Here is a 268-nt window from a genome sequence, read left to right on the forward strand (position 1 = left end):
GCTAAATCTAATTCAACACGACTGATCACAGGCCCCGGTAATACATTAACGACATCTGCTTTTATTTTAAATTCTAGCATTTTAGATTATACTAAACGAGCTGCTGTATCTAACTCTTGCTGTGAAATAGGGTTTTCTTTTTTGTCAGGTCAATCTAATAAATCAATATGGGGTAAAGGCGCAATATTTTGATCCGCTAGAAATCGTTCTACTGGACGAGCATGTTCTGGTAAATGAGAGTAATCGACCTTCGCTAGCTTTTTTTCTA

Annotated in this window: 1 pseudogene; it reads right to left on the reverse strand. The window is 36.6% G+C overall.

What is annotated here, in order from left to right:
• Positions 1–268, reverse strand: a pseudogene (locus tag V6255_RS18070) (DNA translocase FtsK); the annotation flags it as partial.

Source organism: Psychromonas arctica (genome assembly GCF_038155225.1).
Lineage (GTDB): Bacteria > Pseudomonadota > Gammaproteobacteria > Enterobacterales > Psychromonadaceae > Psychromonas > Psychromonas arctica_B.